At 51.2% G+C, this 26,773-nt stretch carries 27 protein-coding genes; all 27 read left to right on the top strand.

All coding sequences use genetic code 11. The annotated features are described in order from the left end of the window. Nucleotides 1-4 precede the first annotated feature (4 nt). The 27 genes from T320_RS02215 (at nt 5) to T320_RS02085 (ending at nt 26,740) form a co-directional block, all read left to right on the top strand. The gene (locus T320_RS02215; protein WP_037352765.1) at nt 5-748 is read left to right on the top strand and encodes an FhaA domain-containing protein; all 744 of its coding nucleotides are present in this window, start codon (nt 5-7) and stop codon (nt 746-748) included. After that, entirely contained in the window at nt 748-1,200 is a 453-nt protein-coding gene (locus T320_RS02210) for an FHA domain-containing protein (RefSeq protein ID WP_026760494.1), read from the top strand. Before T320_RS02215 ends, T320_RS02210 begins: the two co-directional genes overlap by 1 nt. Continuing rightward, the gene (locus T320_RS02205; protein ID WP_231465831.1) at nt 1,197-1,922 is read left to right on the top strand and encodes a Stp1/IreP family PP2C-type Ser/Thr phosphatase; all 726 of its coding nucleotides are present in this window, start codon (nt 1,197-1,199) and stop codon (nt 1,920-1,922) included. Before T320_RS02210 ends, T320_RS02205 begins: the two co-directional genes overlap by 4 nt. Continuing rightward, complete coding sequence (locus tag T320_RS02200) at nt 1,919-3,190, top strand: FtsW/RodA/SpoVE family cell cycle protein (protein ID WP_026760496.1); 1,272 nt, start codon at nt 1,919-1,921, stop codon at nt 3,188-3,190. The genes T320_RS02205 and T320_RS02200 overlap by 4 nt, the downstream gene beginning before the upstream one ends. Beyond that, nucleotides 3,183-4,580: a peptidoglycan D,D-transpeptidase FtsI family protein gene (locus tag T320_RS02195; protein ID WP_037352761.1), complete on the top strand. Its 1,398-nt coding sequence runs from the start codon at nt 3,183-3,185 to the stop codon at nt 4,578-4,580. The genes T320_RS02200 and T320_RS02195 overlap by 8 nt, the downstream gene beginning before the upstream one ends. 31 nt (nt 4,581-4,611) lie before the next feature. Continuing rightward, complete coding sequence (pknB, locus tag T320_RS02190; protein ID WP_037352758.1) at nt 4,612-6,372, top strand: Stk1 family PASTA domain-containing Ser/Thr kinase; 1,761 nt, start codon at nt 4,612-4,614, stop codon at nt 6,370-6,372. Between the two features lie 31 nt (nt 6,373-6,403). Then, nucleotides 6,404-7,312, top strand: a complete 909-nt coding sequence (rsgA, locus tag T320_RS02185; RefSeq protein ID WP_037352756.1) for a ribosome small subunit-dependent GTPase A — start codon at nt 6,404-6,406, stop codon at nt 7,310-7,312. After that, nucleotides 7,309-7,953, top strand: coding sequence for a ribulose-phosphate 3-epimerase (gene rpe / locus T320_RS02180; protein ID WP_037352754.1), 645 nt, complete (start codon nt 7,309-7,311; stop codon nt 7,951-7,953). Before rsgA ends, rpe begins: the two co-directional genes overlap by 4 nt. Nucleotides 7,954-7,969: 16 nt before the next feature. Next, nucleotides 7,970-8,656: a 7-cyano-7-deazaguanine synthase QueC gene (gene queC, locus T320_RS02175; RefSeq protein WP_026760500.1), complete on the top strand. Its 687-nt coding sequence runs from the start codon at nt 7,970-7,972 to the stop codon at nt 8,654-8,656. A gap of 1 nt (nt 8,657) precedes the next feature. After that, nucleotides 8,658-9,443 (top strand): GTP cyclohydrolase FolE2, encoded by a 786-nt coding sequence (folE2, locus tag T320_RS02170; RefSeq protein WP_037352751.1) that lies wholly within the window; start codon nt 8,658-8,660, stop codon nt 9,441-9,443. A gap of 29 nt (nt 9,444-9,472) precedes the next feature. After that, complete coding sequence (locus tag T320_RS02165) at nt 9,473-10,462, top strand: lysylphosphatidylglycerol synthase transmembrane domain-containing protein (protein ID WP_026760502.1); 990 nt, start codon at nt 9,473-9,475, stop codon at nt 10,460-10,462. 87 nt (nt 10,463-10,549) lie between these two features. Then, nucleotides 10,550-11,671, top strand: coding sequence for a cobalt-precorrin-5B (C(1))-methyltransferase CbiD (gene cbiD, locus T320_RS02160; protein WP_231465830.1), 1,122 nt, complete (start codon nt 10,550-10,552; stop codon nt 11,669-11,671). After that, nucleotides 11,661-12,293 (top strand): precorrin-6y C5,15-methyltransferase (decarboxylating) subunit CbiE, encoded by a 633-nt coding sequence (gene cbiE, locus T320_RS02155; RefSeq protein ID WP_037352959.1) that lies wholly within the window; start codon nt 11,661-11,663, stop codon nt 12,291-12,293. The genes cbiD and cbiE overlap by 11 nt, the downstream gene beginning before the upstream one ends. A gap of 32 nt (nt 12,294-12,325) precedes the next feature. Continuing rightward, nucleotides 12,326-12,895 carry a lipid-binding SYLF domain-containing protein gene (locus tag T320_RS02150; RefSeq protein ID WP_037352747.1) on the top strand — a complete coding sequence of 190 codons (570 nt, stop codon included), beginning with the start codon at nt 12,326-12,328 and terminating at the stop codon, nt 12,893-12,895. A gap of 82 nt (nt 12,896-12,977) precedes the next feature. Next, on the top strand, nt 12,978-15,413 hold the full coding sequence (gene priA, locus T320_RS02145) for a primosomal protein N' (protein WP_037352957.1): 2,436 nt from the start codon (nt 12,978-12,980) through the stop codon (nt 15,411-15,413). Between the two features lie 218 nt (nt 15,414-15,631). Continuing rightward, nucleotides 15,632-15,922 (top strand): Asp-tRNA(Asn)/Glu-tRNA(Gln) amidotransferase subunit GatC, encoded by a 291-nt coding sequence (gene gatC / locus T320_RS02140; RefSeq protein ID WP_037352744.1) that lies wholly within the window; start codon nt 15,632-15,634, stop codon nt 15,920-15,922. 16 nt (nt 15,923-15,938) lie between these two features. Continuing rightward, nucleotides 15,939-17,411 (top strand): Asp-tRNA(Asn)/Glu-tRNA(Gln) amidotransferase subunit GatA, encoded by a 1,473-nt coding sequence (gatA, locus tag T320_RS02135; protein WP_037352741.1) that lies wholly within the window; start codon nt 15,939-15,941, stop codon nt 17,409-17,411. Next, nucleotides 17,408-18,847 carry an Asp-tRNA(Asn)/Glu-tRNA(Gln) amidotransferase subunit GatB gene (gene gatB, locus T320_RS02130; RefSeq protein WP_037352738.1) on the top strand — a complete coding sequence of 480 codons (1,440 nt, stop codon included), beginning with the start codon at nt 17,408-17,410 and terminating at the stop codon, nt 18,845-18,847. The genes gatA and gatB overlap by 4 nt, the downstream gene beginning before the upstream one ends. 65 nt (nt 18,848-18,912) lie before the next feature. Beyond that, nucleotides 18,913-19,572, top strand: coding sequence for an HAD family hydrolase (locus tag T320_RS02125; RefSeq protein ID WP_037352735.1), 660 nt, complete (start codon nt 18,913-18,915; stop codon nt 19,570-19,572). A gap of 16 nt (nt 19,573-19,588) precedes the next feature. After that, nucleotides 19,589-20,962, top strand: a complete 1,374-nt coding sequence (gene rlmD / locus T320_RS02120) for a 23S rRNA (uracil(1939)-C(5))-methyltransferase RlmD (RefSeq protein WP_037352732.1) — start codon at nt 19,589-19,591, stop codon at nt 20,960-20,962. A 399-nt stretch (nt 20,963-21,361) separates the two neighbouring features. Continuing rightward, nucleotides 21,362-22,336 (top strand): helix-turn-helix domain-containing protein, encoded by a 975-nt coding sequence (locus tag T320_RS02115; protein WP_037352731.1) that lies wholly within the window; start codon nt 21,362-21,364, stop codon nt 22,334-22,336. Beyond that, entirely contained in the window at nt 22,329-22,709 is a 381-nt protein-coding gene (locus tag T320_RS02110; RefSeq protein WP_037352729.1) for a hypothetical protein, read from the top strand. Before T320_RS02115 ends, T320_RS02110 begins: the two co-directional genes overlap by 8 nt. Continuing rightward, nucleotides 22,702-23,007 (top strand): helix-turn-helix domain-containing protein, encoded by a 306-nt coding sequence (locus T320_RS02105; protein ID WP_051608553.1) that lies wholly within the window; start codon nt 22,702-22,704, stop codon nt 23,005-23,007. The genes T320_RS02110 and T320_RS02105 overlap by 8 nt, the downstream gene beginning before the upstream one ends. Further along, a complete protein-coding gene (locus T320_RS02100; RefSeq protein WP_037352726.1) occupies nt 23,004-23,756 on the top strand; it encodes a ParA family protein in 753 nt (250 codons plus the stop codon). Before T320_RS02105 ends, T320_RS02100 begins: the two co-directional genes overlap by 4 nt. A gap of 5 nt (nt 23,757-23,761) precedes the next feature. Beyond that, a complete protein-coding gene (locus T320_RS13825; RefSeq protein ID WP_197019356.1) occupies nt 23,762-24,901 on the top strand; it encodes a ParB/RepB/Spo0J family partition protein in 1,140 nt (379 codons plus the stop codon). Between the two features lie 61 nt (nt 24,902-24,962). Then, complete coding sequence (locus T320_RS02090; protein WP_037352722.1) at nt 24,963-25,679, top strand: hypothetical protein; 717 nt, start codon at nt 24,963-24,965, stop codon at nt 25,677-25,679. 101 nt (nt 25,680-25,780) lie between these two features. After that, the gene (locus tag T320_RS02085; RefSeq protein ID WP_037352720.1) at nt 25,781-26,740 is read left to right on the top strand and encodes a hypothetical protein; all 960 of its coding nucleotides are present in this window, start codon (nt 25,781-25,783) and stop codon (nt 26,738-26,740) included. Nucleotides 26,741-26,773: the final 33 nt, after the last annotated feature.

Raw genomic sequence — 26,773 nt, 5'->3', positions numbered from 1 at the left:
TTCTATGGGCATTGGCAAGTTAGAGTCCTTTTTGGAAAATCATATTGAAGGCTTCTTCAACAAGAAGTTCAGCAGTGATTTGGAACCGGTGGAACTAAGTAAGGCACTGGAGAAGGAAATCGCTCGTCAGGGCAAGGGCAAGCCGCGGCGCAAGGTGCCCAATCAGTATGTATTCTTCCTGGCCAAGGAGGATTATCAGCGGCTCTGCGCCAGACGGATTATGGATGAACTTTATGCCGTGGCAGAAAAACAGGTCATTTTGCAGGACTATATCATGCCGGGGAAGTTGACGGTGCTATGTCAGGCCGATGGCGAAAAGCAGCGCGGAACCTTCGAGCTAAAGGCGCGCTTCACCGAGGAAGAAACACCGGCTGAGACTTGTGAAGAACCCCATACCCTGGTGCTTGCCAAGCCCAAACTGGGCAGCCAGCAGCCGCTGAACCTGCCGCAGGAAGTGAAGATTACTTCACTGAAGGTGGTGGAAGGCCCGGATATGGATGCATATCTGGAATTTGGCGAAGGGCAGATATATATCGGCCGCCGGGAGAAAAACGATTTTATTCTCACCGACACCAAGGCATCCCGGCTCCATGCCTGGATTGCCTATGAAAATCACCGGCACGTGCTCTATGATGCGCAAAGTACCAATGGTACCTATGTGAACGGTGAGCCGGTGGAGTCCCTATGTCTGTGTTCCGGGGATGAAATCCAAATCGGAACGACGGTATTACTATACGAGGTGATTTGATGCAAGGTGCGGCAATGGCCATTAAGGTGGCCAGGGTAGCGCTGGAATATGGCATGCTCCTGTGGCTGATTTATTTTACCGTCAGCCTGTCCCGCAAGATGTTCGGCGAGGTCAAGAAGGAAATGAAGCGCCAGCACAAGCCCGCAGTAAGGCAGAATGAGGCTTTGCTCACGGTGGTGGAAGCCAGCGAGGAGGAACTGCAGGGACGGCGGTTTGCATTCCAGGAGGAAATAACCATTGGCCGGGGTGCGGAAAATGATATACGCATTCCCGAAAATTTTGTTTCCCACCGCCATGCCACGATTTTTCTCCATGGTGCCCAATATGTCATTGAGGATTTGGGCAGCGTGAACCATACTTATGTAAATGGTCAGCCATTGGAGGGCCGGGCTTATCTGAAACCCGGTGATGAAATCCGTATTGGCATGGTTACCCTAAGGTTCGAGAGGTGAACGAATTGCAGCAAGTATATGAAGCCACCGATGTGGGCTTAGTGCGCAAAGGCAATGAGGACAATCTGGCGGTTTTGGAAAATGTCCATGTCTATGCCGTAGCTGACGGCATGGGCGGCGAAGCAGCAGGCGATGTGGCCAGTCAGATGCTGGTGGACACAGTCCGGGAAATGTTATCTGGCCGGGAAAGCGTCGGGGAAGACGATTTGTGTCAGGCCGTGATACAGGCCAATCGTGCCATCCGTCAGTATGTGGTGGAACATCCCGGCTGTGAGGGCATGGGCACTACGGCAACCCTGCTCCATATTGATGACCAGTCCGACAGCGGCAGCTGGGCCCATGTAGGGGACAGCCGCCTGTATGTGCTCAGACAGGGCAGTATGGTGTTGGAGCAGATTACCCGGGACCATTCCTATGTGGAAGATTTGGTGCGGGAAGGCACCATCACGCCTGAGGAGGCCAAGACGCATCCGCAGCGCAATATGCTAACGAGAGCCGTAGGCGCTTTGGAGAATCTGCCCGTGGACAGCGGCCAGATTGCGGTACATGGTGGCGATATCTTCCTGTTGGCTACGGACGGCCTCATGAAGCATGTGCCCGATGAGGAAATTGTCCGGCTGCTCCGGGCAGGTACGGAGAATCCCGCTAGAGCTTTGGTAGATGCCGCGCTTTCCGGCGGAGGCACCGATAATGTTACCGCTGTGGTGGTGAGCCTCCTATGAGAAACTGGGGACTTCTAACGGCACCTTTGGGGATTTTCCTCTGTGGTATGACGGTGTTATACTTAAAGATGCAGGGCGCTATGCAAAAGGTGACGACTAACACTTTGCAGGACCCTTTGACTTATGTACCGTATTTACTTGTGGCCATCTTTTTGACCATCGTCATTCAGATGGTGGTTATCCGCCGCAAGCTCGATACCTTTATCCTGCCAATTATCCTGATGCTCGTGAGCATTGGCCTCGTGGAAATTGCCCGGCTGAAACCGGCACTGCTTTTACGGCAGATGCAGTGGCTCTGCATTGCCATGCTCGTGATGTTCTTCGTTATCCGGCTCTGGCCCAAAATCCGGCGCATGCTTAACTATCCCTATCTATTGGGCATAGGCTGTGTGTTCCTGCTGGGGCTGCCACTGCTGTTCGGTACGGAAATCGGCGGCAGCAAGAACTGGCTGGTACTCGGGCCGGTATCTCTGCAGCCGTCCGAATTTGGCAAGATTATTCTCTTGTTCTTTTTGGCCTCGTACCTGTCCGACCATCGCAGGGTTCTGACTTTGCCTGCCCACAAAATCCTGTTCCTGCGGTTGCCGCCTTTGCGGTTTATCGCACCCCTCATTTGCATCTGGGGCATGGCGGTACTAATGTTCGTCGTGGAAAAGGATTTGGGCTCGGCCCTGCTGTTCTTCGGCATGGCGGTGCTTATGACCTATATGGCTACAGGCAGCAAGTCTTATGTGTTCTTGGCCCTGGCCTTTATGGGCATAGCGGCAGCAGCCAGCTATGCGATGTTTGGTCATGTGCGTGTGCGCTTTGATATCTGGCTTGACCCGTGGGCTGACCCCAACGGCATGGCCTATCAGGTAGTGCAGTCGCTCTTTGCCATCGGCACAGGCGGCCTTTGGGGCACGGGCTTTGGCTTCGGTCATCCTGGCTTTATCCCCGAAGTGCACACGGACTTTATCTTCTCGGCCATTGTGGAGGAGATGGGCCTTACGGCAGGACTTATGCTTATCATCTGTTACGCCCTGCTCTTCTGGCGGGGCATCAAGGGTGCTTTGAAGTTAAAGAACACCACGGAAGCGCTTTTGATGGCAGGCTGTGGTGTGTTGATTCTGTTGCAGATGTTTATCATTATTGCCGGTGTGACGAAATTCCTGCCGCTGACAGGCATTACCTTGCCCTTTGTCAGTTACGGTGGCAGTTCTATGGTGTCCAGCTTTATCCTGCTGGCGCTGTTGTTATCATTAACCAAGGAGCAGAAAAATGTCTGACTGGAAATTAAAACGGCAAATATTGCAGGTCGGTGCCTTTCTGCTCGTGATGGTGGCGGTGCTTTCCCTCTATATCGGCTATCTGGCTGTTTGGGAAGGGCAGGAGCTGGCGGAAAATCCGCTGAATATGCGGGCGGCAGCGGCCAAGGCCGATATCCGCCGAGGGACCATCTTCGATGCGCATGGGCGGGTTATGGCCCAGACCCAGAATGATGGCACCCGCAGCTATCCGCAGGGAGAAGTAATGGCCCATATTACCGGCTATAACGGCGAGAATATCGGCAGCGCTGGGCTGGAAGGCCATGCCAATCGGGAGCTTTTGGGGCTTACCGCCGATATGAGCAAGCTGGGCCCATTATCCCAGCTGTTGCAGACCGACCGCGGCAATGACCTCAAGACCACGATTGAAGCCGATGCCCAGCAGGCCGCTTATGATGGTCTGGACGGGCGCAAGGGTGCCGTCGTGGTGCTCGATGTGGATACTGGGGCGGTGCTGGCTATGGTCAGCTCGCCGGCCTATGACCCCAACAATGTGGAGGCCAACTGGAAGGCCATGTCCCAGGAAGCGGGCGGGCCGTTATTGAACCGCACGGTACAGGGACTCTACCCGCCGGGATCTACCATTAAGCCCATGATTGCGGATGCCGCGCTGACGGAAGAGGTGACCAACGAGCAGGAAACGTTTGACTGCCCCGGCGTTCTGGATGTAGGCGGCGGTCACAGCATTCAGGAAAGTCATGGGGAAATTCACAATCGGGTGAATTTGCGCAAGGCCCTGACGGAATCCTGTAATGTGACCTTTGGTACCTTGGGCATGCGCCTGGGGGATGCCAAACTCAAGAAGGCCTTTGAGCGCTTTGGCTTTGACAAGTCAATTGGCGGGGAAATCGTCATGACGGCCTCCCATCTGCCGGAGTTTGGCAAGCTGGGGACTGGCGATCAGGCCCAGACGGCTATCGGTCAGAGTACCCTGCTCGTAACACCCATGCATATGGCCATGATGGCTGCAGCTTATGCTCACGGCGGCACGGTGATGAAGCCGTACCTCGTGCAGGAGGTCATCACGCCTGGCGGTCTGGTGGTACATCGGGCCAGCCCCGAAAAATGGTTGACGGTAACGACTGAAGCCATGGCCGATAAAATCCACAGCTATATGGAAGATGTAGTGACCAAGGGCACGGGCAAGGCCGCCCAGGTCAGCGGCGTGGAAGTGGCTGGCAAGACCGGCACGGCAGAGAATCCTCACGGTGAGGACCATGCCTGGTTTATCGGCTCGGCAAAACTGCGCAACCGCAACATCGCCTTTGCCATCATTGTGGAAAACGGCGGCGGTGGCGGCAAAGTAGCGGCACCTATTGCCCGGAAAATAATCCTGAGTTTACAAAATTAATCATAGAAAGCCTTGGGGAAGGAGAAATTCAATGAACCAGCGTGTCTTGGATAATCGATATGAATTGCAGGAGCTCATTGGCGGCGGCGGCATGGCTGATGTGTATAAGGCCAGAGATATACTGCTTGACCGCACAGTAGCGGTCAAAATCCTCCATGAACAGTTTAAGCGGGATACGGAATTCATTCAGAAATTCCATCGGGAAGCCCAGGCGGCAGCCAAACTCTCGCATCCGAATATTGTCAACATCTATGACGTCGGCGTAAATGGCGACGACCACTATATCGTCATGGAATACGTGCCGGGGAGCACCTTGAAGGACCGCATCAAACAGGAAGGCCATCTTAGCGTGGCCGATGCCCTCCATGTGGCCCGGGATATTGCCAGCGCGCTGGCTCATGCTCATGCCAACAATCTCGTGCACTGCGACATCAAGCCGCATAACATTCTGATGATGGCTGACGGCAGTGCCAAGGTGGCAGACTTTGGCATTGCCCGGGCGGTGACGGAATCCACCATGACCTATACGGGCAATGTGGTAGGCTCTGTTCATTACTTCTCCCCGGAACAGGCCAAGGGAACCATGATTACGCCTCGTTCGGATGTCTATGCGCTCGGTGTCGTCATGTATGAAATGCTGACGGGGCAGTTGCCCTTCACGGGCGAAACGCCGGTTAGCATTGCCATGAAGCATTTGCAGGAGCAGCCACGCTCGGTGCGCCAGCTCGATGAATCCATCCCGCCGGTGGTAGAAGCCATTGTGGCCCGTGCAATGCAGAAGGATGCTAACATGCGTCCGAGCAGCAGCGAGCTCGTGCAGGATATCACGCAGGCACAGCAGATGCTGGGCGGTTATAGTGCCGGTGTTACGGACCCCTATGCTACGCAGGTACTGCCCCGCGTGCAGGAATCGCCGCTGGCAGTCCGCAGTGAGCGTTATGCGCAGCCGGCTTATGACGAGGAAGAAGAGGAAGATAAATCCATCTTCAAGTCCAAGAAGTTCGTCGCCGGTCTGGTCATGGTGCTGATGATGGGCTTCTTTGTGGGGGCCTTCCTGAGCTTCGGCAAGTTCTGGAGCACGGCCGAAGTGGAAGTGCCGGATGTTACCGGCAAGCAGATGACACTGGCCAAGCAGATTCTGGAGGACAAGCGCCTGCGGGTCAAGGTGGATGAAGAATTCAGCGCCGAAGTTCCTGCGGGGATGGTCATTTCCCAGAATCCTGAAGGCGGGGCCAAGGTTAAGGAAGAACGCCTGATTACCATTAAGGTCAGCAAGGGCGGCGAAAATATCGAGATGCCCGATATCCGTGGCCTTAAGAAAGCAGATGCCATTGCCAAACTCGAAAAGATGGGCCTTAAAATTGGCCTGATAACGGAAAAGGCTTCCGATACGGAAGAAGCTGGTGTAGTTATCAGCACGGACCCGCGGGTAGGTACCCGGGTGACCCGTGGCGAAACCATCGATTTGGTTATCAGCAAGGGCAAAAAGGAACAGAAATCCTCTGTACCGGATGTGACGGGCTTGCCACTTGAATCGGCCCGCAAAGCACTGACCAGCGCCGGATTCAAGGTCGGTAGTGTGGAACGCAAGGCCAGCAAACAGGCGGAAGGCACGGTCATCAGCCAGAGTCCTGGCGGCGGCGCCGAAGCCCTCACGGGTGAATCCATCCATCTCGTGGTAGCCGAAGCAGGCAAGACCACGGAGGAGAAAATGGACAAGTCAACCAAGAAGGACAGCGGCAAACAGGAAACTGTGGCACCAAAGCCAAATGAAAGCAGCAAGAGCCGCTGAGATGGTGTTTATTGATTAGGGAGGAGCATTTATGCAATTAGAGGAAGGCCGGGTAATCAAGGCCTATAACAGCTTCTTCTATGTCCAGACCAATACAGACAGCGAACTGGTGGCCTGCAAGCTGCGGGGCAAGTTCAAGAAAACGCGCAGAAGCCAGGGCGTAGTGCCCGGCGACAAGGTGCTTATCGGCAGGCTGCCGGACGGCACCGGCGTGGTAGAAGAACAACTGCCCCGCGAAAGCATGCTGCGCCGTCCTGCTGTCGCTAACGTAACGCAGGTCATTCTGACCTTTGCGGCGGCACAGCCGGATTTACATCCGCTGCTCTTGAATCGTTTCTTGGTGCTGGCGGAATGGTCTGGCCTTAAGAACATCCTTATCTGTGTCAATAAGGCGGATTTGCATGACGGTGATATCGCCAACTTCCTTAACCTCTACGAGCAGGCCGGTTACCGTGTCCTGCGTGTGTCCGCCAAGGAAAAGCAGGGCATGGCAGAACTCAAGGAGGCGCTGGCAGGTGAAACCACCGTTTTTGCCGGTCCCTCTGGTGTCGGCAAATCCTCCCTGCTCAATGCCATAGATGACAGCCTTTCTTTAGCGACGGGGCAGGTCAGCGACAAGATTAAGCGGGGCAAACATACGACCCGCGTGGCGGAGCTTTTGCCCTATGAGCAGGGTTTTATCGTGGATACGCCGGGATTCAGCGCCATGGAACTGGGGGAGATTCCCTTGGAAGAATTGGCAAACTTTTTCCCCGAGTTCCGCCCGTATCTGGGCAAGTGCCGCTTTGCTCCCTGCAGCCACACTCATGAACCGGACTGCGGTGTAAAGACTGCATTAGCAGCTGGAGAAATCTCCCAGGAACGTTATGAGGCCTACGAGGCCATCTATAAAGAAATTCAGGAAGCGCAACAGTTGAAACGAAAGAAGGAATATAAATGATTAAAATTGCACCCTCCATTTTGTCGGCGGATTTTGCTCATCTGGCGGATGATGTCAAGAAAGTAACCGATGCCGGTGCGGAGTATATTCATATTGATGTAATGGATGGCACTTTCGTGCCTAATATCACGTTAGGTTCTCTGGTGGTAAAGAGTCTGCGTCCGACCAGCAAGGCCGTTTTTGATGTACATCTTATGGTGGAACATCCGGAAACGCATATTGAAACTTTCGCCGAAGCTGGTGCAGATATCATTACCTTCCATTGGGAGGCTGCCCGCCATCATCACCGCATCATTCAGCAGATTAAGGCTGCCGGCTGCAAGGCTGGTATCGCGCTGAATCCCGGCACGCCGCTTTCGATGATTGAAGAAATCCTGCCGGATGTGGATATGGTGCTGATTATGACGGTAAACCCTGGCTTTGGCGGCCAGAAGTTTATCGCATCCCAGCTCGAGAAGATTCATATGCTCTACCATACGATTAAGGATATGGGCTTTACCTGCGACATCGAAGTGGATGGCGGCATCAATGCCGAAACCAGCAAACTCGTGCAGGAAGCCGGGGCCAATGTGCTGGTAGCTGGTTCGGCCATCTATGGTGCCGAGGATGTGGCCACAGCCATCAAGGCCATTCGTGGTTAATGGAGGAGATGTAACAATGGCAAAAGAAAAAGCAGTCGTGCTGCTCTCAGGTGGCCTTGACAGTTGTACCTGTATGGCTGTGGCCAAGGAAGCAGGCTATGAAGTATATCCCATCAGCTTCAACTATCATCAGCGCCATAGCATCGAGCTCGAAGGTGCCAAGAAAATCGCGGAATTCTACAATGTGCCCAAACATCTGATTATCGAAACCAATATGGAGGCCATTGGCGGTTCCGCACTGACCGACAGTCATATCGATGTGCCGGAGGGAGATGTCAACCGGGAAGATGTGCCCATCACCTATGTCCCTGCCCGCAATCTGATTTTCCTGTCCTATGCCATGGGCTATGCCGAGGTAGTGGGGGCAACTCATGTCTATATCGGCGTGAACTCCGTGGATTACTCCGGCTATCCGGATTGCCGCCCGGAATTTATTCAGAAGTTCCAGGAACTAGCTAACTATGCTACCACGGCTACGGCGGTCAACGGCACGAAAATCACGATTGAAACGCCGCTGCAGGATTTGTCCAAGAAGGAAATCGTGCAGCTTGGCTCGAAACTGGGAGCACCTCTGCAGTTTACCCATAGCTGCTATAAGGGCGGCGAGAAGGCTTGCGGCGTCTGCGATAGCTGCAAGCTGCGCCTGCAGGGCTTTGCCGAAGCCGGCGTGGAAGACCCGGTAGAATACGAAACGAGGAACTAAGATGCAGGACGTACAAAACCGCCAGGATAAACGCGGCATTGCCATCCAGAAAGTGGGCATTAAGGAAGCGCATCTGCCCTTTCTGATTAAGGCCAAAGATGGCAGCTATCAGCAGGTGCTGGCCCGTGTGCGCTTTACCGTGGCTTTGCCCAGTCAGTACAAGGGCACGCATATGAGCCGCTTCTTGGAAATCCTGATGCCCTGGAGCAGAAAGCCGCTGGCTGAACCGGAAATGGAAGCCATGCTGGCAGAAGCTCTGGAAAAACTCGAAGCCCATGCAGCGGAGGTCGAGCTTTCCTTCAAGTATTTCGTGGACAAGGTAGCTCCAGTCAGCCGACGTACTTCCGTACTGGATTTGGATTGCTGCTTCACGGGCCGCAAGGAAAAGGATAAGCCCATGGAATTCCAGCTGGGCGTGGAGGTGCCCTTTACCTCCCTGTGTCCCTGCAGCAAGGAGATTTCCAGCTATGGCGCGCACAATCAGCGCTCGGTGGCCCGCATTCAGCTGCGCTTCAAGGATGGCTATGACTGCATCTATATTGAAGACTTGGCCGAGCTTGTGGAAAAGCAGGGCTCTTCGCCCATTTATCCGCTGCTTAAGCGCGAGGATGAAAAATTCGTCACGGAAGCCGCTTATGAAAATCCCAAGTTCGTAGAGGACATTTTGCGGGATACGGTGCTGGCTCTGCGTGAGCTTGAAGGGCTGGGCTGGTTCTCCGTAGAATGCGAGAACTACGAGTCCATTCATAATCACAGTGCCTATGCGGCGCATGAGGAAGAACTGTAAGAAAATAACTATCCCAAGGGACGGTTTGCATGAGTAAAGTTTACAAACGGTTTATGGCTTTAATCCTGCTGGTGGTTGTTATCTCCGGCGTGGTTATCTATACAACCGTTGATATAAATACCCTGAAAAATCTAAATCGCTTTCAACCCTGGTCCATTGTGTTGGCCATTCTGGCCGTGGGGCTGGGCATGTTCTTTGACGGCAGCCGCCTGATGCATATGGTCAAGATTTCCAATGAGAAAATCAGCCTTTATCAGGCGGTGCAGGTGGTGTTCGGCAATTACTTCCTGGCACTCTTAACACCGGGCGCAACCGGCGGGGCAGTGGCCCAGCTGATGTTCCTGCGCCATGCGGGTGTGCCGACAGGCAAGGCTACGGTGCTCGTTATCGTCCGCACGCTGTTGTCCATCTTCTTTTTGGTGCTCTGCATGCCCTTTATCTTTATGCATGATGAAGGCATTTTGCCGGGCATATCCAATCAGACGCTGATGGCCATTACCCTTACGGCCTTTGTGGTCATTATCGCCATCGTGGTGGGAGCAAGGAAGGGAACGCTGGATTATTTTGTCATCCGCTTCACCCGCCATATGAAAAATGCCCGCCGCCGCAAGGTCTTTGCCTTTTACCGCGATACCAAATGCGCCATCGCCCTGCTCTTGCAGTCGCCGTGGAAAATGCTGCTGGTTTTTGTGGAGTCCGGGCTGAACCTCCTGTGCATCTATGCCATTGTCCCCTGCCTGCTCTTGGGGCTGGGGGTAACGGATGCGGACTGGTATACAGTGATGGGCCGCATGATTTTCCTCAACATGCTGCTCTACTTCACACCGACACCAGGCGGTTCCGGCATTGCCGAGGGCGGCTTCGTACTGCTCTTCAGCGAAACGGTGCCTGCCGGTACTGTCGGCATCATCGCCGTCTGCTGGCGCCTGATTGCCGAATATATCCCGTTCCTGATTGGATTGTACTACACGTTAACGGTATTTGGCCGCGACTTCCTGAGCCGTCAGCTGAATAAGTAAAGCCTTCTCCTTGAGGGGGCGGCGTAGCCGCGGGTGTCCAGTGGACACCCCGGGCAAGGGCCCCGTAAGGGGTGGATGAGGTGTCTTATGAAACAATTACGAAGCGGCTACACCACCGGTGCCTGTGCGGCTGCCGGTGTCAAAGCCGCGCTGCTCTATGAACAGGGCGAGGATTGGGATAGCATAGAACTCCGTGCCTTGGATGGCACGGAGCTTCTTATACCCGTCAAAAATATCGTCAAAGATGAACGCGGGATTACCGCCGAAGTGGTGAAATTTTCCGGTGATGACCCGGATATTACGAATGGCGTTTCCGTCTTTACCACTGTCCGCCATTTGCCTGAGGGCGAGGCGGAAGTCAGCTTCAAGGCAGGCGAAGGCATTGGCACTGTAACCAAGCCCGGCCTGTCAGTTCCTGTGGGTGAGCCATCCATAAATCCCGGCCCGCGGCAGTTAATCCGCAATGTTGTGGCGGAAGTGTTCGGGACGGATAAAATCTCTTTGGAAGTTACGATTTCCATTCCGGCAGGCGTGGAGCTGGCGAAACAAACCCTCAATCCCATCTTAGGGGTCGAGGGCGGAATATCGGTTATCGGCACGACGGGTGTTTTGCGGCCCATGTCCGAGGAAGGATTCAAAAACTCCCTCGTGCCGCAGATTGATGTGGCAAAAGCGGCAGGCTTTGATGCATTGATTTTTGTGCCCGGCAAGATTGGCGAACGGCTGGCGGGCAAATGGCAGCTGCCTGCGCAGGCCATGGTGCAGACGAGCAACTTTATCGGCTTTATGCTCGAAGCGGCGCAGCAGCGGGAAATCAAACGCGTGCTGTTGTTCGGCCATATCGGCAAGCTGATTAAGGTGGCGGCAGGCTGCTTCTACACCCATAACCGCATTGCTGACGGCCGTCTGGAAACCATGGCGGCCTATGGGGCGGCAGAAGGGTTGAGTACCAGTGATGTGCAGGCTGTGCTAAGTGCCAATACCACAGAGGATGCTTTGGCGGTACTCGAACGAGCCGGACTAAAGAGCCGTGTATGTCAGCGCCTGGCCGAGCGGGCCAGCCTGCGAGCCCAGCGTTATCTGTTTCAAAAGATGCAGGTAGGCACCGTGATGGTCACCATGACGGGCGAACTTTTGGGCATGGACGAGACAGCGCAGGCGATTTGCAAAGAATTAGGCGGGGAGGTGCCGGTTGGAAATGCAGAATAAAATTATCGTCGTGGGCATCGGCCCCGGTAATCCGGACTATATCGTACCCAAGGGGCTAAACGCTATCAGACAGGCGAAGTTCCTCGTGGGCGGCAGACGGGCCCTGTCCCAGTTTGCCGTGGATGGGCAGGAAACCTGTCCGATAACAGCCGATATTCAAGGTGTAATGGATTTTATCCGTGTCAAGTTGCAGCAGGCTGATGTGGTGGCTATGGTATCCGGTGACCCCGGCTATTATTCCCTGTTGGATGCCCTGCGGCGTGAATTTCCCGCAGAGCAGATAACGGTAATCCCGGGCATCAGCGCTATGCAGTATGCCTTTTCCCGCCTGGCTTTGCCCTGGCATGATGCCACGCTGGCCAGCTTCCATGGCCGTACACCCACAGCGGAGGAAATCGCCTACAAGCCGGGAAAAATTCTGGGCTTGCTAACCGACAGCCAGCATAATTCCCAGACCATTGCTCAAATTCTGATGAAAGCAGGCTGGCCATCCGAGCAGCCTTTGCATATCTGCAGCCGTCTGTCCTATGAGGATGAGGAAATCATCACCACTACCTTGCAGGAGGCGGAAACACTGCCCTTATACAATCACTGTATTTTGATTGCAGGAAAAATGTCATAATGCCCATGAGATGACAAAGGGGGATATCCAAGATGAAAAGATTTACTGTTTTGGCAACGCTGCTATTAACCTTGTGCCTGCTGACAGGTATTGCCTTTGCTAGCAGCAAGGATGTGGACAAGGAGCGGACAGAGATTGACCATCTGTCCCAGAATGCGCTGCACAATCTCTATACGCAGAAGCCCAATGCCCGCAGCATTATCAAAAATTGCTATGCCTATGCGACTCTGAGCAATTCTTCCGTGAAGGTCTTGCTCTTTGGCAGTGCCCATGGCCGCGGCGTGGCTGTCAACCATAAGACCGGAGAAAAATATTATCTGCGCATGCAGCAGGTCGGTGCCGGCGTTGGCATTGGGGCCAAGGAATATGAGCTGATTTTCCTCATCACCAATGAAGATGCCTGGAAATCCTTTATCGCCGGCAACACGCATTTTGTAGGCAGTGCATCGGCAACTGCTAAGGACGGCGGTGTAGCTTATGACGGTGCAACCTATGTGGCCGACGGTGTATGGATGTATCAAAATACTTCCAAAGGTTTGGCGCTGGAGGCTTTCATCAACGGCACCAAAATCTATGCTGACAAGAAACTGAACCGTAAATAACAAACAGCTTTGCGCCTTGCTTATGGGGAAAAAACATGATATGGTAGGTGTCGTAAATGTTTCGTGAATGGTGGTGGAATTTATGCTGACAGCCAATGTCTTTGTCAATATTCCCGTAAAGAGCATAGCCAGGGCTTATACCTACAGCGTGCCAGCCGAGCTTTCCTATCTGGAAGCAGGCTGGCGCGTTTTTGTGCCCTTTGGCGGGCGCAAGGTGGAAGGCTTTATCGTATCGGTGGCGGAAAAAACTGCTACAGAGCTTGGGGATATGGCCGGCAAACTCAAAACCATTGAAGCAGCCGTGGACGAGGAGCCGTGGTTTTCGGACAAAATGCTGCAGGCTGCGCAATGGCTCGCGGATTTTTACCTGTGCTCTCTGGCAGAGATGATGCGGCTCTTTATGCCCGGGAAAAGCGGCATCAAGATAACGGTCATCTATCAAGCGGTGTCGGAACAGGAAAAACACCTGCTGCTCGCCATGCCTGCGTACCGGGCTGTTTATGACTGCCTGTCAGATGGTGAAGGCTTGAGCCGCGGCGAAATCGGCAAGGCTCTGCCGGAGTATAAAGCGGATTTGCACCAGATTTTGGATAAACTCTGCCAGTATGGCATTCTGGCCAAGGAATATCAGGCAGGCAAGCGGGAAAAAGCTCGCTATGAAAAATTTGCCCAGCTGCTTGCCGAGGTTACGCCGGAACTATTGGCGGAGTTCCGGCGCAAGAAGGCCCAGCAGCATTTGCTGGAGGTGCTGTCGGCAGCGGAACAGGGACAGATGGCTTTTGCCGCGTTAAAGGCACAGAAGATTACAACTGCTACCATCCATAATTTGGCCGAAGCCGGACTTATCCAAATCCGTCAGCGGCGGGTACTCAGGGACAGTTACAAAGATACGGAATTGACATGTCAACCGCACATAAATTTGACCCTTGACCAGAATAAAGCCATTGATGCCATGTCGCCGTTCCTCAGCGAAGCGAAACATCACGGTTTTCTGCTCAAAGGGGTCACGGGCAGTGGCAAGACGCAGGTCTATATCGAAATGGCCAAAAAGGTCCGGGCTTTGGGGCGTCAGGTAGTGGTTCTGGTGCCGGAAATCGCCTTGACCGGTCAAGTGGTGATGGCCTTTAAGGCCTACTTCCCGGATGACATTGTGGTGATGCATAGCCGCCTGTCCCTGTCCGAGCGCAATGATGCGGTGGTGCGGGTACGCCGCGGAGAAGCTGGTATCGTTATCGGTGCCCGGTCGGCACTCTTTACGCCGCTGGATAATATCGGCCTGATTATCATGGACGAGGAGCAGGATATGTCCTATAAGCAGGACGAATCGCCCCGCTACCATGCCAAGGTCGTGGCAGAAGAACTGGCAAAAATCCATCAGGCGGTACTGCTGTTGGGCAGTGCTACACCTTCTCTGGAAAGCTATTACCGCACCCAACAGGGGGAGTTGACCCTGCTGACCATGCCCAAGCGTATCGGCGACATGCCTCTGCCAGTGGTGCAATGTGTGGATATGCGGCAGGAGCTCAGGATGGGAAACCGTCATATCCTTTCGCGTCCCTTGCAGCTGTTGATTGAACAGACTATGGCCAAGGGACAGCAGATTATCATCATGCTGAACCGGCGGGGATTTTCGACTTTTGTCATGTGCCGTTCCTGCGGAGAGGTTATCAAGTGCAAGCTCTGTGGCCTGCCATTGGTCTATCATAAGAATGGCAAGCTGTCCTGCCATCACTGCGATGTGACCGAGCCGGTGCCCGATGTCTGCCCAAAGTGCAGCAGCCGCTATATCAAGTACTTCGGCTCCGGCACGGAGAAGCTGGAACAGGAACTTCATCAGATTGTGCCTTCAGCCCGCGTTATCCGCATGGACAGGGATACGACCAATACAAAATTTGCCCATCAGGAAATTTTGCAGAAGTTCCGCGAGAAACAATACGATATCCTCTTGGGCACGCAGATGGTGGCCAAGGGACACGATATTCCCGATGTGACGGCGGTAGGCATTATCAGTGCCGATTCCAGCTTGAACCTGCCGGACTTCCGCGCGGCAGAGCGCTGCTTTATGCTGATTACCCAGACGGCAGGACGGGCAGGGCGCCATGAACATCAAGGCAGAGTGGTGATTCAGACATACAATCCGGAACATTATGCCGTGACCTGCGGCATTGCCCAGGATTATGAGGGCTTTTACGAGCAGGAAATGAAACTGCGGCAGGGCTTGTTCTATCCGCCCTTTAGCCGTTTGGTCAAACTGCTGTTCCAACACGAAGATGAAAATACCGCCAAGGGCAATGCAAAAAGTTTGGTGACGGCCTTTAACGAGCACTTTAATGGTATCCAAGGCCAGCAGATTATTGGCCCGTCCCCCGCAGTAATCGCCAGATTACGCGGTATCTACCGTTTTGTTGTGCTGATTAAGACAACCGATTTGCCAGTCGTGCAGGCCTTCCTGCGGAAACAGAACCTGCACCTGCGGGCGGATGTGGCAATTGATATAGACCCCATAACCATGCTTTGAGTGTTCTACCATGGTTATGCCAAAAGTGAGGAGGGAGGGGGCGGCAATATCTTTCGGGAGCGTTAGGCAAGCCTGCATAAGCGGACGAAAGTTATTGCTGCCCCCTCCCTCCGTCTGTATATCTCGAACAACTTCGGCCTTTTAGTATGCCTCTTTTTGTGCTATAATATCGAAGTATGTTTTTACGCTAACAACTAACATCTATGGATGGTGAGAAAATGAAAGTTACCAAAGAAGATTTGCAAAATGTAGCGGTTCTTTCCCGTTTGGCAATTCCTGCCGACCAGGAGGACAAGTACATTGACCAGATGGATAAAATCCTGACCTATATGGACAATCTATCCGAGCTGGATACGGAAAATGTTAAGCCGACCACTTACGCCCTGCCCATGCAGAACGTGTTCCGCAAGGACGAAGTGAAAGAGTCCCTTGACCGTGAAGCAGCGCTCGCGAACGCTCCGCTCAAGGAAGACGGCTACTTCAAAGTACCGAAGGTTCTGGAAGACTAAGGCAGGAGGATTGAACGTGAGATTATATGAAAAACCGGCTCATGTGCTCCATGACATGCTGGTGAATAAAGATATTACAAGTGTAGAGCTCACCGAAGATGTGCTGGCGCGCATTGACGAGGTGGAAGGCGACGTTAAAGCCTATTTGACTATAACCCGCGACGAGGCTTTGGCACAGGCTAAGGCTGTGGACGAAAAGATTGCCAAGGGCGAAAAGATTTCCTTCCTCGAAGGTATCCCCGGCGCCATCAAGGACAATATCTGCACCAAGGGCGTAAAGACGACCTGCGCCTCCAAGATTTTGGAAAACTTCGTGCCGCCTTATGATGCTACGGTAATGACCAAGCTCAAAGCCGAAAATCCCGTTATCCTGGGCAAGCTCAACATGGATGAGTTCGCCATGGGCGGTTCTACGGAAAATTCTGCGTACCATCCGACCTGCAACCCCTGGAATACGGAATGCGTACCGGGCGGTTCTTCGGGCGGCAGCGCTGCATCTGTTGCTGCTGGTACGGCTATTTGGTCGCTGGGCTCCGATACGGGCGGCTCCATCCGTCAGCCGGCATCCTTCTGCGGCGTGGTAGGCCTCAAGCCGACTTATGGCCGTGTTTCCCGTTATGGCCTTGTGGCGTATGGTTCTTCTTTGGACCAGATTGGCCCTGTGACCCGTGATGTGACGGACTGCGCGAACATCCTCAACATCATCGCCGGTCATGATGATATGGACTCCACTTCCAGCGCTGCAGAAGTGCCGGACTTCACCAAGGCTTTGGTGGAAGATGTGAAGGGCCTTAAAATCGGTCTGCCGAAGGAATACTTTGTCAAGGGCATGGACCCCGAAGTGGAAAAGGCCATTCGCACGGCTATCGAAAAGTACAAGGAAATGGGCGCTGAAATCGTTGAGATTTCTCTGCCGCATACGGATTATGCGATTTCTGCCTATTACCTCATTGCTCCGGCTGAAGCTGCCACCAACCTGCAGCGTTATGACGGTGTAAGCTATGGTGAACGCGTAGAAGGTGAAGACCTCGTCGCTATGATGACCAACACCCGTACGGAAAAATTTGGTGAGGAAGTAAAACGCCGTATCGTTATTGGCAACTACGCTCTGTCTGCTGGTTACTATGATGCTTACTACCTCAAAGCCATGAAAGTGCGTACGCTCGTAGCGGAAGACTATGCCAAGGCCTTTGAGCAGGTGGATGTAATTCTGGCGCCGGTTGCCCCGACGACAGCCTTCAAGATTGGCGAAATGGCTGGCGACCCGCTGCAGATGTACCTGCAGGATGCCTGCACTGTACCTTTGAACTTGGCTGGCCTGCCGGGCATCTCCATCCCCTGCGGCATGAGCAGCAAGGGAATGCCTATCGGCATGCAGCTTATCGGCAAGGCGCTCGATGAAGAAACCATTATCCGTGCGGCTTACACCTATGAACAGAGCCAGGAGTATCACACGAAAATGCCGCAGCTGGGAGGTAACAACGAATGAAGTACGAAGCCGTCATTGGCCTGGAAATACATTGCGAATTAAAGACGAAAACCAAGATTTTCTGCGGTTGCGCCACGGAATTTGGTGCTGACCAGAACACCCATGTATGCCCGGTATGCTTGGGTATGCCCGGTGTACTGCCCACGGTAAATCAGCGGGTAGTGGAGTTCGGTATTAAAGCTGGCCTTGCCACGAACTGCGAAATCAACAAGTACAGCAAGTTCGACCGCAAGAACTATTACTATCCTGACCTGCCGAAAAACTGGCAGACGTCCCAGTATGACCTGCCGATTGCTGAACATGGCTGGGTAGATATTGACGTGGACGGCGAAAAGAAACGCATTCGCCTGACCCGTATCCATATGGAAGAAGATGCCGGCAAGCTCGTGCACTCCGGCACGACCATCAAGGATTCTGCTTCCAGTAATGTTGACTACAACCGTACCGGCGTGCCACTCCTCGAAATCGTATCCGAACCGGATATGAGCTCGGCTGAAGAAGCCCGCGCCTATATGGAAAAAATCAAGGCCATCATGGAATACATTGATGTGTCCAACTGCCGCATGGAAGAAGGCAACCTGCGCGCCGATATCAACGTATCCCTGCGCCCGGTGGGCACGAAGGAACTCGGCACCCGTACCGAGATGAAGAACATCAACTCCTTCAAGAACCTCGAAGATGCCATCAATTACGAAATCGAGCGTCAGACGGAAGTTCTCGAAGACGGCGGCCATATCGTGCAGGAAACTCGTACCTATGACCCCGCCCGCGGCATTACGCTGTCCATGCGCAGCAAGGAAAATGCCCATGACTACCGCTACATGCCGGAACCGGACCTGCCGCCTATTGTGACGAGCGAAGAAACCATCGAAAAGTACCGCAGCGAACTGCCGGAACTGCCCGATGCCCGTCGCGCACGTTTGGAAAAAGACTTCGGCCTGTCCGATTACGATGCCGGTATCATCACGAGCTCCCGCGCTATGGCAGAATACTTCGATGCTGTAGTGGCTACGGGCGCTGATGCCAAGCTGGCTGCCAACTGGATGATGGGCGATTTGGCCAAGAACCTCAACGAGGAAGGTCTCGACATCAGCAAATCACCGGTGGACGCTCAGCGCCTCGGCGAAATGATTCAGCTTATCATGAAGGACACCATTTCCGGCAAGATTGCCAAGAAGGTCTTCAAGGAAATGTGGACGAATACCGACAGCCCGGAAAAAATCGTCAAGGACAAGGGCCTTGTACAGATTACCGATACTAAAGCCATCGAAGGCATTGTGGACGAAGTAATCGCCAACAATCAGAAAGCCGTTGACGACTACAAGGGCGGCAATAAGAAGGCCATCGGCGCCCTCGTAGGTCAGGTGATGAAGGCCTCCAAGGGTAAAGCCAACCCGCAGATGGTCAACAAGCTTTTGGCTGAAAAATTAGGCTGATTTTTATAGAATACAGGAAGGGGATGCCAAACGGCATCCCTGTATTCTCTTTTAGGGAGGAAATTATGCAGTATAAAGCAGCCATCTTTGATTTGGATGGCACATTGATTGACTCTTTGGCCGACCTGGCCGACAGCGCCAATGAAATGCTCACAAGCTATGGCTATCCCACTCACGATATCGATAAATACCGTTACTTCGTGGGCAATGGTTCCCGTAAGCTCATTGAACGCTGCCTGCCCGCTGACAAAGCTGCAGATGCGGCCTTTGTGGATGAAGCTTTGGCGAAATACAAAGAATGCTATGACCGCAATCTTACCCATAAGACCGCTTGCTATGCCGGCATTATGGATATGCTGCAGACTTTGCAGGCCAGGAATATCCCCTTGGGCATCTGCACCAATAAGCATCAGTCGGCTGCGGATATCATTGTGGCAAAGCTGTTTCCGCAGGATATGTTTGTGTCAGTGATTGGTGACTGTAAGGAACTGCCGCGCAAGCCTGATCCGCAAAAGGTTTTGCTGATTGCCGAGAAGATGGGCGTAAAGCCGGAAGAAGTTGCCTACTTTGGCGATACCAGCGTGGATATGGATACGGCAAAGAATGCCGGCATGCTGTCTATTGGTGTTACCTGGGGATTCCGCCCCAAAGAGGAATTAGTGGAGTATGGGGCGAAAGTATTGTTAGACAGTCCGTTGGAGCTGTTTGACAAAGTGGAGTTTTAATGAAAGAGGAAAGACAATGAGCAAAAAAGTTCCCGTCGAAAAAGGAAAAGCTTATGAAATCGTAATCAATACGCTGGGGACCAGCGGTGAAGGTGTAGGCCGCTATGAAGAGTTTACGGTATTTGTGCCCTATGCCCTGCCGGGCGAAACGGTGGAAACCGTCATTGATGAAGTGAAAAAGACCTATGCCAAGGGGCATGTCAAAAAAATCATCAAGCAAAGTGCAGACAGAGTGGAGCCGATTTGCGGCATCTACGATAAATGCGGCGGCTGTCAGCTGCAGCACCTTGACTATATGGCTCAGCTGAACGCTAAGCGTCAGCAGGTTATCGACGCGGTGACGCGTATCGGCAAACGGCCGGACTTGTATGTTGAACCCACTATTGGCGCTGCTACGCCGTGGAATTACCGCAATAAAATGCAGTTTCCCATCGGTAGGGAAAAGGGCAAGACCATTATCGGCTGTTTTGCCCAGGGGAGTCATGCCATCATTGACACCACTGACTGTCATATCCAAAAGGAAGGCAACAACGAAGTCGTCAACGCCGTGCGCGAAATTGTCACCAAGCTGAATATTCCCGTCTATAACGAGGATAAGCATACCGGTGTTCTGCGTCATGTGGTGGGACGCGTGGGCAAGAATGGCGATATTATGGTTGTCATCGTTACTGCCACCAAGACCATGCCAAAGGAAAAGGAATTTGTCAAAATGCTGCGGAGTAAGCTGCCCAAGGTGGTCAGCGTTCATCAGAATATCCAGACCTACCATAACAACGTCATTATGGGCCGTGATACGAAACTCCTCTGGGGGCGTCCGACTATTCAGGACAGCATTGGCCGCCTGAACTTCCATATTTCCCCGCGCTCTTTTTTCCAGGTCAACACAAGTCAGGCAGAAGTCCTCTATAACAAGGCGCTGGAATATGCCAACCTGAGCGGTCAGGAAACGGTTATTGACGCTTACTGTGGTACAGGTACGATTACCCTGTTCCTCGCACAGAAAGCGCATAGCGTTATCGGTATCGAAATCGTGAAGCCGGCGATTCTCGATGCGCAAAAAAATGCCCGCGACAACAATGTGCGTAATGCTGAATTTATCGTCGGCGATGCCACTAAGGTTATGCCGCGTCTCTATAAGCAGGGCGTCCGGGCAGATGTAGTGGTCGTAGACCCGCCACGGGCAGGCTGTACGCCGACGGTTCTCGAAACTTTTGCCAATATGCAGCCAGAACGCATTGTCTACGTTTCCTGCAATCCGGCAAGCCTTGCCCGCGATATTGCCATCCTTGACGAACTGGGGTATAAAGCAGTAAAGGTACAGCCTGTGGATATGTTCCCGTGTACTTCGCACGTGGAGACTGTGACGTTGCTACAACAGACAAAACCGTGAAGCTCTTTGAGTTTACTTGCTTCTGGCCATTTTTCGAGTTCAAGACAAAGCCTGATGGAAGCCGTGAAAAAGTGCATTATTCGGGCTTCAAGGTGGAACTACGATTACATGTGGTATGCGGAAACACATTAAAATAAAACGCATGGTTTGCTATGAAAGCAGCCGACTGATATCAAGTGCTGATATTGGTCGGCTGCTTTTTTTACGGTGGGAGGGATGCTTATGAGCGTAAAGAAATAGACCAGCATTTGCCCCTGCTGGTCTCAAAAGAAATCTACTACATCGCGAAATTTCAATTTCTTATATTATAACAGATTTTATTCGCTTTGTCCTTATTATTTTTGAAATTGAAACCGCGATAATAACAAAAATTATTAAAAAGAAAAGGACAAATTAATTATGGAAAATAAAGATAAGCTGAAAATATTTCCTAATACGGTATTGGAGAGTGGCTATGGATTAGTGGGAAAGATTGTTATGAAGGATCGCAGGATTAAAGCAGGTAGTAAAGCATTATATGCCTATCTTTGTACGCATGCAAGATTTCAAGATGGAAGTTATGATAGTGCATATCCAAGCCGTGCTGTAATTTGTGAAGATCTTGGCATAACGAAAGATACATATTATCGGTATCTCAATCCGTTGATTGAGATAGGCTATATTTCGGTTCAGAAACATTTGTCTGAAAGACATGTATTTCAGCATAACACTTTTATTATTGAAATTGTACCATGTCCGAAAAATAAGGATATGGGTAATGACGGTATAAATGAACCGTGTCCTAAAAAAGAGGACATGGAAGATACGACCGTAATTTATCCATGTCCCGAAAAAAAGGATACGGCAGAACCGTGTCCGGATAATCGGGATAAAGAAAAACCGGACACGGAAAATGTGGATACTAACAATAATAACACAAACAATAACAACTATATCAATAACACAACAACATATAAACATCGAGTTAGTGAACTGAATGAACAAGCCCGTAGAATTGTTGTACAATTTGCAATTCCTGAAATTACGATTCTTCGCTTTATGGAAAACTACAAAGTTGAAACAGTGGAAAAAAATTTATTGTTGATGTCTGTAGTCTCAGAAAAAAAACGAATTAATAACCCTCCTGGGTGGCTACACGCTGCTTTGAGGGATGGATATGCAGATAATGTTGAGGCATATCATAAGCAGCAGGAAGATATACGGAGAGAACAACATATCCAGAATGAAAAAATCCAACAGGCTATGCAAAAGCAGATTACCCAAGAGATGATTGATAAACTGGCTAACAGCAAGACCATTGAGAAATATGGCTCTGGATATGATGCAGCTAAGAATTTTCTTGCGTCCTTGAAGGGGGATTTAGCGAATGCTTGATAAAGAGAAGGCGAACAAGCAGAAGTATCCAGAGGCAGAGCCTAAAGTTATCCGTGTACAGGAGATTCCGTCAGCGGAATATATGGCAATAAAGCAGCGGTATAAGGAGAATGTGCAGCGGGTTGAAGAGCTGGAGGAAAAGTGCAGAATGCTTGAGGATGCATTGAAATACGGCGAAATAACCACATTGTCCCGGATGATTATGGAGTACCAGGCTATGTCTGTAAGCTATCTGGAGCATATTTCCAAGGAAATGCAGATATATCGTTACAGCTATGAGGAACGTCAGCAAGGGATGGAGTTCATCAAATACCTGAGACAGGTAGCATCTGAGATGGAAGGCCTGTTATGGCCAGGAGGCGTTAATGCCTGATTTTGGAGACCGTATAAGGCATCTTCGCAAAAAACGGGGACTAACCATCATGGATGTGGAGAACGCCACAGGTATTGGGCATAGCACCATATCAAGATGGGAAAGAGGAGAAAGTGTCCCAAATTCCTCAGATATCTATCGAATCCTGATGGATTACTTCAAAGTGGATATGTGCTATCTGCTGGGAGTAACAGATGGTGTTCTGCGGGAATCTGAGGTTATCAAGGAGATTGTCACGAGATTAGAAGTATTGGAAGAACGTGCCGGTTATGAAGTGCAGGAGGAGGAGTCAAAATGAGGATTATATCGTTTATCAATAAAAAGGGCGGCGTAGGCAAATCGACGATTGTGGCCAATATGGCATATGTTCTGAATGACCGTTATGGGGCTAGAGTGCTGGTGGTAGATAACGATGAGCAGGGTAACGTATCCCAGTTCTTTGAAGGCCAGGGGAAGTATTCCATAGCAGATGTCCTTCTGGAACGCGTAGAGGCCGGAGAAGCCGTGGAAAACACGCGTTATAAGGGGATTGACCTTATTCGTGCAGATTTTGGCCTGGCAGACGCAAATGTGGAACTAAGGGAAATGGATAAATCGGGAAAGGAATGGCAGCTGAAGAACGCCTTAGACTGCGTGGCAGAAAACTACGATGTGTGCCTTATCGATAACCCGCCACAGATAAATGCATCCATGGTAAACAGTCTGGTAGCTTCAGATGAGGTAGTGGTAGTAAGCACAACGGATATGTTCAGCCTCTACGGTGTAAGACAGATGCTTTCTTGTATTGAAGAAGCGCAGAAACTGAATCCCCATATGAGTTACCGGGGAACGGTAATCAACATGTTTGCCGGTGATGGCGATTCCCTAGCCGCTATCGCAAAGCTTCGGGAAGAGACGGAGGTTTTGCCAGTCAGGCTCCATAAGACCGATGGCAGGATAAGGGTGAAATCAGCCACGAACCGCTTGCAGACCATATTTGAGTATTCCCCAAGATGCATGTTTGCGCGGGACATGATTGATTTTGTGGATTATCTGTTGGGAGCGTGATGACGGTGAAAAAACAACCAGCAGGGCTTTTGGAAAAGCTTTTGAAAAATCGGGAAGATGAGGCTGTATTCGTGGAACGGCATATAGACATAGACGTACATGATTTGGAGCCGAATCCCAAAAATTTCTACAGTATGTCGAATATTGACCGGCTGAAGAATCTTATCAAGACCACTGGCAAGGTGGAAGAGCTAACCGTAAAACCTATTGGCAAGGGTAAGTACATGGTGGTAGCTGGTCATAGAAGGCGGAAAGCCGTTTTGGATCTTATTAGGGATGGGGAAAAAATACCGCATAAAGTGCCTTGTTCCGTGGTAACCTTCAAAGCAGTGGGGAATAAGAGCGCAGAAGATATGGAACTTCTGTGGCTTAGCTCATCGAATCTGGGGCAACGGGAATACCGGACGATGTTTGAGAAGATACTGGAGGTTGAAACCATCAGCAGGCTTCTGCGCAAAGATTATGATGCGGATTATGCTGGGGGCTTTGTCACAGGGCCTTTTCGGAGTTATCTGGCAAAGTTCCTGTGCATGACAGAAAGCCGATTACAGAGGCTTATGGCCATGAAGAACGTCATTCCCAAGTATTTGGCTATGGTGGATAGTGGCGAGATGAAAGAAACAGCTGCTTATGAACTGACTAACCTTACGGATGAAGAGCAGAAGAAACTGATGGATGCCATGCAGGGGCAGGAAATAACGGTAAAGGGGATAAAGGATAAGAAAGAAGAATTGTTTGGCTCATCCATGGATGAAAAGAAATTGGAAGTATTGCCTGTTAATTTTATGGATGCTGGTGGTGAGCGCACTGAAACCGAGATTTCTCCGGCAGAAGAAGATGCTGCGGAAGCGTCGGCTGAAGTAGATGTGCCTAAGGGTTCTATGGCTGCTGAGCAGGTAAGCACAACTGATATAGAGCTATCGGAAATAGGGAGTGAATTGAAGGTTCGCAAAGCCTCAGAGAAGAGTCAGTTGATGACCAGCATAGATATGCTGATGACTTACTGCGAGGGCAGACATGATGCCAGCAATACTCCCTGCCGGGGCTGCATGATGGAAGAGCGTGAGAATAAATGCCGTATGGGGACTAAGCCATGTAAGTGGCATATTGAAAGCACGGCACGGAAGATGATGTTTAGCAAATAGAATGGACAGTGATGGAGCGGAGGATGTTAATAATTAACATCCTCTGCTGGAAAGGATTGTTATGAGAAAAGCTACACCAAAGGTAAGGCTGTATCTGGCCAGGCAGGCACTGGAACGGTATTATCGGGAGGATGAACTAAGCGAAGAACAGAAAGAATGGATGAATAAGCTATATGGGGATAATCCAGACAGCATAGGCATTAAGAAGATGCGGATGCGTCTGCTATCAAGGGAGTGCTGCGATATTATCGTGGGAGCAGTCATTGCTGAGGCCAGCCATGAAGAAAAGATATTCCTGAGGGATAAGTATAAGCTCAGACGTAATTTCACTGCCATTAGCTGCAAGCTCCATGTACATATCAATGGCCTGCAACGTTGGCGCGATAAATTCCTCAAAGAGATTGCCCTGCTGATGAACTATGAATTGCCGGAGCGGGATGTATGGTCATATCGGAAGGTGGGGGCACTTCTCAAGGTGCTGGAGCGTAATATTGAGTTTTGGGAGCAAAATGAGGAACGCGACAATGAATCCTTACGGCGCCTGTGCGGGCTTCGGGATAAATATCGAACAATGTATGAGGGGATGGAGGAATATCTAAAGTCCAATGACGAGTCTTCACATGTAAAGATAGTCAGGGAGCGCTTGCTTCATGTGGAGATGGGGACGGGAGAATTGGCTGCTCATGTGGGATATTCGCATACTACGGTGGATTTGTGTCTGGCGGAGTTTCTGAAAAAGTATTATTATCCGCCAGTCGCAGGCTCGCTATCCAGCTGATGGAGGATGGAGCGAAGACCGTATGAGAAGCCGTTTTAGGGAACTTTATAGTAACGAAGATTTGTGGTATAATGCAGGCAAGAGAGAGGAGCCGTTGTAAAATGCAACAAAATCAGACGCCAGCCGAAGAATTACTGGGTTTCAACAACCCGCAATATGATTTGGCAGCCAAGAGAATTTTGTCAGAGAGAGCAGTGGCAGCATATCTGCTGAAGGGGACAGTGCCGGAATTTAAGGAGGCCAGTCTTGCTGACATAGCAGATAAGTATATTGAAGGTGAGATTAAGGTAAGCTCTGTGCCGGTGAATCCCGGCAAGACCAATGCAGCGTCGAAGCCGCAGAAGATTAAAGGCCTGCGGAATGAGGCCGGTGATCCTACAGAGGGTTGGATAACCTTTGATGTTGTATTTCATGCGGTGGCACCGAAAACAGGTGAGCGTATCCGCTTGATTATCAACCTTGAAGCTCAGAAGACATTCTCAGAGTCTAAACTGAAGTATCTCCTCATGAAAAGAGCAGTATTCTATGCTAGCAGGCTTATTTCCTCACAGAAGGAAACAGAATTCAGTGGCTCAGATTACAGCGGTATCAAGAAAGTCTATACGATTTGGATATGCATGGAATCACCCATAGAAAAAAGCGTGATTAATCATTACAGATTGACTGAGCGTCAGGTGTTTGGCAAATATAAGGAGCCACAGGAAAATTACGACTTGCTCAATATAATCATGGTGTATTTGGGGCAGGGGCCAGTGAGAAATCGAATGCTGTCGATGCTGCAGGTGATATTCCAGGAAACGACAAAATCTGCAGAAGAGAAAAGTGAAATCCTCAAGAAGAAGTTCGATATCGAGGTTACATCCGAGATGGAGGAGGAGTTGAGAACAATGTGCAATTTGAGCGAAGGCATTTATGAGCGCGGAATGGCTAGTGGTGCAGAAAACAAATTGATAGAAGTGATTATGAATTTGTGGAATGCCGGCACAGATATAACTACTATCAAGATTGCCAGTGGCTGGACAGAAGAGCAGATTATGAAAGTAGTCAAGAAGGATAAATAACAATGTGCAATTTGAGCGAAGGCATCTATGAGC

It is taken from the genome of Selenomonas sp. FC4001, assembly GCF_000701565.1.
In the GTDB taxonomy this organism is placed as follows: domain Bacteria; phylum Bacillota; class Negativicutes; order Selenomonadales; family Selenomonadaceae; genus Selenomonas_A; species Selenomonas_A ruminantium_B.
Note: the sequence above shows the minus strand (reverse complement) of the source record. Positions and strands in the feature narration are given on the sequence as shown.